8 protein-coding genes are annotated in these 7,954 nt (G+C 71.4%); 4 read left to right on the top strand and 4 right to left on the bottom strand.

Translation table 11 applies throughout. The annotated features are described in order from the left end of the window. Positions 1-124: 124 nt before the first annotated feature. Positions 125-583: a DUF3017 domain-containing protein gene (locus tag ACFWYM_RS43185; protein WP_384850772.1), complete on the bottom strand. Its 459-nt coding sequence runs from the start codon at positions 581-583 to the stop codon at positions 125-127. Positions 584-602: 19 nt separating this feature from the next. Further along, positions 603-1,469, bottom strand: a complete 867-nt coding sequence (locus ACFWYM_RS43180; protein ID WP_384850769.1) for a bifunctional methylenetetrahydrofolate dehydrogenase/methenyltetrahydrofolate cyclohydrolase — start codon at positions 1,467-1,469, stop codon at positions 603-605. A 267-nt stretch (positions 1,470-1,736) separates the two neighbouring features. On the opposite strand from ACFWYM_RS43180, the gene ACFWYM_RS43175 reads away from it, so the two are divergent. The 4 genes from ACFWYM_RS43175 to ACFWYM_RS43160 all read left to right on the top strand — a co-directional run bounded on the left by ACFWYM_RS43175 (position 1,737) and on the right by ACFWYM_RS43160 (position 5,429). Beyond that, on the top strand, positions 1,737-2,336 hold the full coding sequence (locus tag ACFWYM_RS43175; protein WP_384850766.1) for a hypothetical protein: 600 nt from the start codon (positions 1,737-1,739) through the stop codon (positions 2,334-2,336). 134 nt (positions 2,337-2,470) lie between these two features. Then, a complete protein-coding gene (locus tag ACFWYM_RS43170; protein ID WP_384850763.1) occupies positions 2,471-3,250 on the top strand; it encodes an FHA domain-containing protein in 780 nt (259 codons plus the stop codon). Further along, on the top strand, positions 3,247-4,803 hold the full coding sequence (locus ACFWYM_RS43165; protein ID WP_384850760.1) for a protein kinase: 1,557 nt from the start codon (positions 3,247-3,249) through the stop codon (positions 4,801-4,803). Before ACFWYM_RS43170 ends, ACFWYM_RS43165 begins: the two co-directional genes overlap by 4 nt. 113 nt (positions 4,804-4,916) lie before the next feature. Then, positions 4,917-5,429 carry a hypothetical protein gene (locus tag ACFWYM_RS43160; RefSeq protein WP_384850758.1) on the top strand — a complete coding sequence of 171 codons (513 nt, stop codon included), beginning with the start codon at positions 4,917-4,919 and terminating at the stop codon, positions 5,427-5,429. Between the two features lie 102 nt (positions 5,430-5,531). Here ACFWYM_RS43160 and purH read toward each other — a convergent pair whose 3' ends face one another. After that, positions 5,532-7,106, bottom strand: coding sequence for a bifunctional phosphoribosylaminoimidazolecarboxamide formyltransferase/IMP cyclohydrolase (purH, locus tag ACFWYM_RS43155; RefSeq protein WP_384850755.1), 1,575 nt, complete (start codon positions 7,104-7,106; stop codon positions 5,532-5,534). Then, on the bottom strand, positions 7,103-7,801 hold the full coding sequence (gene purN, locus ACFWYM_RS43150; RefSeq protein ID WP_384850752.1) for a phosphoribosylglycinamide formyltransferase: 699 nt from the start codon (positions 7,799-7,801) through the stop codon (positions 7,103-7,105). Before purN ends, purH begins: the two co-directional genes overlap by 4 nt. Positions 7,802-7,954: the final 153 nt, after the last annotated feature.

Below are 7,954 nucleotides of genomic sequence, written 5' to 3'. Positions count from 1 at the left end.
CCGCCCCCACGCCCATTGTTTGGTGGGGGGGCGGCGCCCCCCCCGCCCCTGGCCCGGGTGCCCGGGGGGCCCGCCTCCCCCGAGGGAGAGCGGGCCGCCGTCACATGACCGGGGCGGGGCCCGGTCAGCTGCTGATCGTGTAGTGCAGGGTGTCGTCGAGGAACGGGATCTCCAGCCACGGGTGCGGCTGCGCCATCATCGCGAGCAGCACGATGGCGACGCCCAGCACCGCGTACGTGACCATGTCCGTGAAGCGCGAACGGACCGCGAGCATGCCCACGCTGGGCAGCACCCAGCGCATGACGGCGCCCGCGATCAGCGCGAGGCCGATCAGTATGGTGCCGAAGCGGAACACGTCGAGCGCGGTCAGGAGCAGGCCGAGGCCGACGGCCGAGACCACGGTGAGCAGCGGCCACTGCCGGGCCGGTGCGGGCGCGTCCCCGGGGGCCGCGCGACCGCCGCCCTCGGGCCGTGCGGTGTCGCGCGTGACCCGCGGGAAGCGCCGCGAGGACTTCTTCGGCCGCCCGCCGGGGCTGGGAGCGCTGACCGCTCCCTTGGCGTCCGGCTCGCCTTCTACGCTCATCGGCTCCGCCCCTTCCGGTTCAGCCCGCGGCGGCGTCGGCGGCCCGCTCGGCCGCCTCCACCACATTGACGAGGAGCTGGGCGCGGGTCATGGGGCCCACGCCGCCCGGGTTCGGCGAGATCCACCCGGCGACCTCGTACGCGCCCGGGTGCACATCGCCGACGATCTTGCCGCTCTCGTCGCGCGAGACACCGACGTCCAGGATCGCGGCGCCCGGCTTCACGTCCTCGGCCTTGATCAGGTGCGGCACGCCCGCGGCGGCCACGATGATGTCGGCCCGCTTCAGGTGCGCGGCCAGGTCGCGGGTGCCGGTGTGGCACTGCGTGACCGTCGCGTTCTCCGACTTGCGGGTGAGCAGCAGCGGCATCGGGCGCCCGATGGTGACGCCGCGGCCGACGACCACGACCTCGGCGCCCTTGATCTCGACGCCGTACTGGCGCAGCAGCGTCAGGACGCCGTTCGGCGTGCAGGGCAGCGGCGCCGGCTCGTTCAGGACGAGGCGGCCGAGGTTCATCGGGTGCAGTCCGTCGGCGTCCTTGTCCGGGTCCATCAGCTCCAGGATCCGGTTCTCGTCGATGCCCTTGGGGAGCGGCAGCTGGACGATGTAGCCGGTGCACTCCGGGTCCTCGTTGAGCTCGCGGACGACGGCCTCGATCTCTTCCTGAGTGGCCGTCGCGGGCAGTTCGCGCTGGATGGAGGCGATGCCGACCTGGGCGCAGTCGCGGTGCTTGCCCGCGACGTACTTGTGGCTGCCGGGGTCGTCGCCGACCAGGACGGTGCCGAGGCCCGGCGTCACGCCCTTCTCCTTGAGGGCCGCCACGCGGGCGGTCAGATCGGACTTGATCGCTGCTGCGGTGGCCTTGCCATCGAGAATCTGGGCGGTCATGGGTACATCTTCGCGGATGGTGCGGCCCTTGTTCCAATCAGTCCCCCGCGCCCTCACCCGCCACCGGGTCCACGCTGATCAGGCATGTTGCACTTGCACAACGCATAGGGCATGCGGCTGGACAAATGCGCCACGGCTGAAGAACCATGTGCGACACAGTGCCGCGGGCAGCTGTCGGGGGGCGGACCGCATCTTTCTCTGGGCCAGACCTTCCTCCGCTTGCCCCGTCGTCCCCTGCACTGTGCACATTCGACGGAGGAAGACGCCATGAGTTTCGGCGACCCGAACAACCCTTACGGGCAGCCGCCCCAGCAGCCCCAGGGCAACCCCGGCTACGGCTATCCCCAGCAGCAGCCGGCCCCGCCCGCCTACGGCAACTACCCGGCTGCCCCGCCGCTGACCCAGCAGCCCTACGGCGGCGGCTATGTGTCGAACGTGATGCCGGGCATCACGCGCGCCGCACAGATCATGCTCGGCGTGATCGTCCTCGCCCACGTGGCCATCGCGGTGCTCTACGGGATCGCGCTGTCCGAGTGGGACAAGACCATGGACGACGCCGGGGTCTCCGGCGACGCCGACGTCGAGAAGTTCGCCGACATCGGCAAGGGAGTCGTCGTCTTCTTCCTGGGCCTCGCCGCCGTCTTCGCCGTCCTCGGCCTGGTGCTGCTGCTCCAGTACGCCAAGGGCGGCAACGGGGTGCGGGTCTGCTCCATCGTCTACGGCTCGTTCGCGATCGTCACCGGCCTCTTCATGATCGCCGCGTGGGGCATCGGCCTGGTCATCATCGCCGTGTCGATCCTGCTCATCGTCTTCGCCGCCAAGCGCGCCAGCGCCCAGTGGTTCAAGCGGAACCAGCCGCAGTACTGACGCGCAAGCCTCAACTCGGCGGACTCTTCACGGAGTTCACACACACGAGGGCCGTGCGCCCCCCGTTCGGGGGGCCGCGGCCCGGCTTACGTTCCTCTACGCTGATCTCATCGGTGCTTGAGGGGGAACGGACCTTGTACAGCATCATCGTTGTGCCACCACAGGCGTTAGCGGAGGGCCACGACAGCGGTGGCCCCGACCACAGCGGCCCCGACCAACTGCGGCTCGCCCCGGGCGAGCGCCTCACCTTCGGCAGATCCCCGGCGGCCAACGACCTGGCGATCGACCACGAAGGCGTCTCCCGCACCGCCGGGGAGATCACCGCGCAGGGCGCGTTCTGGATCCTGACCAATCTCAGTTCGCACCAGACGTACGTGGTCGAGAACCCGGAAGGCGCGGGCGAGCACATCAAGGTGGGCCCGGGCCGGGTGGACGCCCCCGTGCCCTTCGAGTTCTCCCGGGTCGTGCTGCCCGCCGGGGGCGACCTGCTGCACTTCGAGGTGTGGGCGCCCCGCCACGACGTGCTGCGCACCGGCTCGGGACCGGAGGGGGCGACGACGCGGCCCGCGTTCTCGCTCGACCGCACCAAGCGGTACTTCGCGGTCCTCGCTGCGCTCTGCGAGCCCCGGCTGCGCGGCGCCCCGCACGCCCCGCTGCCCACCGTCGAGCAGGTCGTGGAGCGGCTGCGCCCCGGCTGGCCGTCGGCGAACCGCGCGGCCGTGCAGTGGAACATCGACTACCTGGCGGTCAAGCTGCGCCTCAAGCCGGGCCCGGACGAGGCCGACGCGGGCCCGCGCCTCAACGGCAAGAAGGAGGCCCTGGTCTCCCTCGCGCTCCGCTTCGACCTGGTGCGGGAGGACGACCTGGTGGTGCTCTCCACCCGGGCCGCGAGCCGCGGCGGGGTGCGCGGATGACCGACGGATCCCCGTATGCCGTCCAGGTGCCACGGGGCTACCGCGTCGGCTCCTGGACGGTCCGCGAACCCCTGGCCACCGGCGGCTTCGGCAGCGTCTACGCCGCCCGCCGCGAGGGTCCCACGGAGGACGGCAGCCCCACCAACGCCGCCCTGAAGTTCCTGCCCACCGGCCTGCGCACCCCGCGCCAGCTCAGCCATCTGCGCGAACTCGCCGAGCGCGAGGTCGAGTTGCTGCGCCGCCTCAGCAGCCCGCGGCTGATCAGGCTGTACGAGACGCTGACGGTCGACGACCCGGACACCCCCGCGCTCGACGGCGCCACCGTCCTCGTACTCGAAGAGGCGGAGGGCTCGCTCGCCCAGCTCCTCGCGCTTCCGGAGCCCGCCGGGCCCGCGCTGCTCGCGCAGATCTGCGAGGGCCTGCACCAGCTGCACCACGCGGGCTGGGTGCACGGCGACCTGAAGCCGGGCAACGTCCTGCTGATGGCGGACGGTTCGGCCCGCCTCGCCGACTTCAACATGGCCGCCGAGATGGAGGGCACCCACGCCTACTCGCCCGCCTTCTCCACCCCCGACTACACCCCGCCCGAGCTCCTCTGGTCGGAGATCGGCGAGCGCGGCCAGCGGATCCGCCCGACCGCCGACGTCTGGGCCTTCGGCGTCCTCGCCCACCAGGTCCTCACCCGCACCTTCCCACTGCCCGGCGGCACCCCGGCGGCCCGCAGGGACGCCGCCGTCCGCTACGCCCGCGGCGAGGACGAGCTGCGCCTGTCCCCCGAACTCCCCGAGGAATGGCGGGAGATCGTCACGGACTGCCTGGCCCGCACCCACGAGGAGCGCGCCGCCCGCTCCGGCACCGACTCGGCCGACCTGCTGCGCCGCGTCGAGGCGGCCGCGGGGACGGAGCCCTCGCCGAAGCTGCCCCGGCTGCGGCCCCGCCGGATCCACCCGGCGGTCCTGAGCGCGTGCGCCGTGGCGGCCCTGCTCACGGTCAGCACCTCCATGTACGTGATCCGCGACGACGGCGACGACAAGCCCGCCGACCCCGCGCGCTACGGCGCCGCCGAACTCCGTACGGACAAGGGCATCCCCGTCGCGTACCGGAAGCTGATCGTCGACTCCGCGCATGGCTGCGACGAGAAGGACCTCACCCCGGCCGTCATCGCCGCCATCCTCAAGGTGGAGAGCGACTTCGACCCGGACCTGTCCGAGCCGGGCAGCAGGGGCGAGGGCGAGTACGGCATCGCCCGCTGGACCCCGAGGGTGCTGTGGTACTGGCTGCCCAGCGGCCAACGCCCCGCGAAGATCAAGGATTTGAAGCCCCCCTTCCCGCCGAAGATGTCGATCCCGGCGGTCGGCCGCTACACCTGTGACATCGCCCGCCAGCTGTACGGGCCCGACCGGCTCAAGGGCAGCAGGGGCGAGTTCATCGCCACCGGCTACCACTCCTCCGTCACGGTGGTGAACGAGGAGGGCGGCGTCCCCGCGCGGTTCCGCGGCTACGCCGACAAGATCGGGCACTATCTCAAGGAGTACACGCCACCGGCGAGTTGAGGACCCTAGGAGATACGAGGTACCGCTCGCCGCGGCGTCCCCCGACGATGATGCCGTCCCCACCGACCGGGGACGGCACCACTCGACTCAACCACCAGCACGACGGGGGAACCATGAAGACCATGAAGCTGGCCGTGACCGTCTCCGCGGCCACCGCCCTGTTCGCGGGCACGGCGGTCGCGGCGAGCGCCGCCGCCCCGGCCAAGTCCGACTTCCGCGCCGAGGCCCTCGCCTCCGGGCTCTCGGGCTCCCAGGCCACCAAGCTCCAGCAGCGCGTCGACAAGGTCCTCGCCGGCCACCCGGGCGGCAAGCAGGTCTCCGCCACCAAGGTCGCGTACAAGGGCCTCGACGTCACCGTCGACCCGAGCGGCAAGAACTCGAAGGCCAAGCTGGCCTGCGACTACGGCCACCTGTGCATGACGGTCAACGGCACCAACTTCGACTTCTACAAGTGCCAGACCTGGACCGTCCAGAACTGGGTCGGCGAGGGCCCGTTCATCAACAACCAGACGCCGGGCACCGTCGCCCGCTTCTACAACCAGGACGGCTCCGAGCGCTGGTCCTCGACGGCGTACGAAGAGGGCCGCGCCGACTGGGGCCCGGTCTACTCGCTGCGCCCCTGCTGATCCATCCCGCAGAAGCGGGCCGTGCTCCCTCGGGGGAGGGCACGGCCCGCTCGTGCGTATCGGGGTGACGCAGTGGAATCGAGGCGACTCGATCGAGGCGACTCAGTGGAAGAAGTGCCGCGTCCCGGTGAAGTACATCGTCACGCCCGCCTTCTTCGCGGCCTCGACCACCAGCTCGTCGCGGACCGAACCGCCGGGCTGGACCACGGCCTTGACGCCCGCGGCGGTCAGGATCTCCAGGCCGTCGGGGAAGGGGAAGAACGCGTCGGACGCGGCGTAGGAGCCGCGCGCCCGCTCCTCGCCCGCGCGCTCGACGGCGAGCTTCGCGGAGTCGACGCGGTTGACCTGCCCCATGCCGACGCCGACGGAGGCCCCGTCCTTGGCGAGCAGGATCGCATTGCTCTTCACGGCCCGCGACGCCTTCCAGGCGAAGGCCAGCTCGGCGAGCTCGCCCTCGTTCAGGGCGTCGCCCGTGGCGAGCGTCCAGTTCGCGGGGTTGTCGCCGTCGGCCTGGAGCCGGTCGGTGACCTGGAGGAGCGCGCCGCCGTCGATCGGCTTGACCTCGACGGCGTTCGACGGCGCCCGGTGGGCGCGCAGCACGCGGATGTTCTTCTTCTTGGTGAGGACCTCGAGAGCGCCGTCCTCGTAGTCGGGCGCGACGATGACCTCGGTGAAGATCTCGGCGACCTGCTCCGCCATCTCCTTGGAGACCGGCCGGTTCACGGCGATGACACCGCCGAACGCGGACAGCGGGTCGCAGGCGTGCGCCTTGCGGTGCGCCTCGGCGACGTTCCCGGCGATCGCGATGCCGCAGGGGTTGGCGTGCTTGATGATCGCGACACAGGGGTCGTCGTGGTCGTACGCGGCACGGCGCGCGGCGTCCGTGTCCGTGTAGTTGTTGTACGACATCTCCTTGCCGTGCAGCTGCTCGGCCTCGGCCAGGCCGCCCGTACCGTCGACGTAGAGGGCGGCGCCCTGGTGCGGGTTCTCGCCGTAGCGCAGGACGTTGGCGCGCTCGTACGTGGCCCCCAGGAAGTCGGGGAGGCCGCTGTCGTCGGCGGCGGCATAGTCGTCCGCGAACCAGGCGGCGACCGCGACGTCGTACGAGGCGGTGTGCTGGAACGCCTCGGCGGCGAGCCGCTTGCGGGTGGCCAGGTCGAAGCCGCCCTCCTTCGCGGCGGCGAGCACGTCGGCGTACCGCGCGGGACTGGTCACCACGGCCACGGAGGGGTGGTTCTTGGCCGCGGCGCGCACCATCGACGGCCCGCCGATGTCGATCTGCTCCACGCACTCGTCGGGGCTCGCGCCGGAGGCGACGGTCTCCTTGAAGGGGTAGAGGTTCACGACCACCAGGTCGAACGGCTTCACGCCGAGGTCGGCCAGCTGCTTCTGGTGATCCTCCAGGCGCAGGTCGGCGAGGATGCCGGCGTGCACCTTCGGGTGCAGCGTCTTGACCCGGCCGTCCAGGCACTCGGGGAACCCTGTGAGCTCCTCGACCTTGGTGACCGGCACCCCGGCGGCGGCGATCTTCGCGGCGGTCGAACCGGTCGAGACGAGCTCGACGCCCGCCTCGTGCAGCCCGCGCGCGAGCTCTTCGAGCCCGGTCTTGTCGTAGACGCTGACGAGTGCCCGGCGAAGGGGCCGCTTGTTGCTTCCGGCGGTGTTTTCCGCGGTCACGGGATGACTACCTTTCGTCCCTCGATCGAGAAGCCGTTGCGGGCCAGGCGCCCCACGACTTCGACGAGCAGCGTGCGCTCGACTTCCTTGATGCGCTCGTGCAGAGCGCTCTCGTCGTCCGCGTCCCGGACCTCGACCACGCCCTGGGCGATGATCGGGCCGGTGTCGACGCCGTCGTCGACGAAGTGGACGGTGCATCCGGTGACCTTCGCGCCGTACGCGAGCGCGTCGCGCACGCCGTGGGCCCCCGGAAAACTGGGCAGCAGGGCGGGGTGCGTGTTCACGAACCGCCCGCCGAACCGCGCGAGGAATTCCTTCCCCACGATCTTCATGAACCCGGCCGAGACGACGAGGTCCGGCGCGTACGCCTCGGTGGCCTCGGCGAGCGCCCGGTCCCACTCCTCGCGCGAGGCGTGGTCCTTCACCCGGCACACGAAGGTGGGGAGCCCGGCGCGCTCGGCCCGCTCCAGACCTGCGATGCCGTCGCGGTCGGCGCCGACGGCGACGACCTCGGCCCCGTATCCCGCCGCGCCCTGCGCAGCGATCCCGTCAAGAAGTGCCTGCAGGTTCGTGCCGGATCCGGAGACCAGCACGACAAGGCGCTTGGGCGGCGTGGGCGGCTTGGGCCTGGCTTCGGCCACGGCGGGGCCCTTTCTCGGGTTGCTTCTTTGTGCGGTCGTACAAAGGCTTCGCATCCCCGGATACGGGGAACTCTACGAAGCGGCCGACCGTCAGCAACGATACCGGCACACGGAACGGCCCCTCACGGGACGGTGGCGCGGCCGGCAGGTAGCGTCTGGGGGAAGACGCCCGAACCACGCCCGATCCGCCCAGCAAGCCTCATCACG

It is taken from the genome of Streptomyces sp. NPDC059009 (assembly GCF_042740175.1).
GTDB lineage: Bacteria > Actinomycetota > Actinomycetes > Streptomycetales > Streptomycetaceae > Streptomyces.
The sequence above is the reverse complement of the archived record's forward strand: the minus strand, read 5'-3'. Positions and strand labels throughout refer to the sequence as shown.

What these genes read in the sequence shown, in the direction of transcription:
- ACFWYM_RS43185 (WP_384850772.1), bottom strand. Translation starts at nt 583, where the DNA reads ATGAGCGTAGAAGGCGAGCCGGACGCCAAGGGAGCGGTCAGCGCTCCC.
- ACFWYM_RS43180 (WP_384850769.1), bottom strand. Translation starts at nt 1,469, where the DNA reads ATGACCGCCCAGATTCTCGATGGCAAGGCCACCGCAGCAGCGATCAAG.
- ACFWYM_RS43175 (WP_384850766.1), top strand. Translation starts at nt 1,737, where the DNA reads ATGAGTTTCGGCGACCCGAACAACCCTTACGGGCAGCCGCCCCAGCAG.
- ACFWYM_RS43165 (WP_384850760.1), top strand. Translation starts at nt 3,247, where the DNA reads ATGACCGACGGATCCCCGTATGCCGTCCAGGTGCCACGGGGCTACCGC.
- ACFWYM_RS43160 (WP_384850758.1), top strand. Translation starts at nt 4,917, where the DNA reads ATGAAGACCATGAAGCTGGCCGTGACCGTCTCCGCGGCCACCGCCCTG.
- purN (WP_384850752.1), bottom strand. Translation starts at nt 7,801, where the DNA reads ATGCGAAGCCTTTGTACGACCGCACAAAGAAGCAACCCGAGAAAGGGC.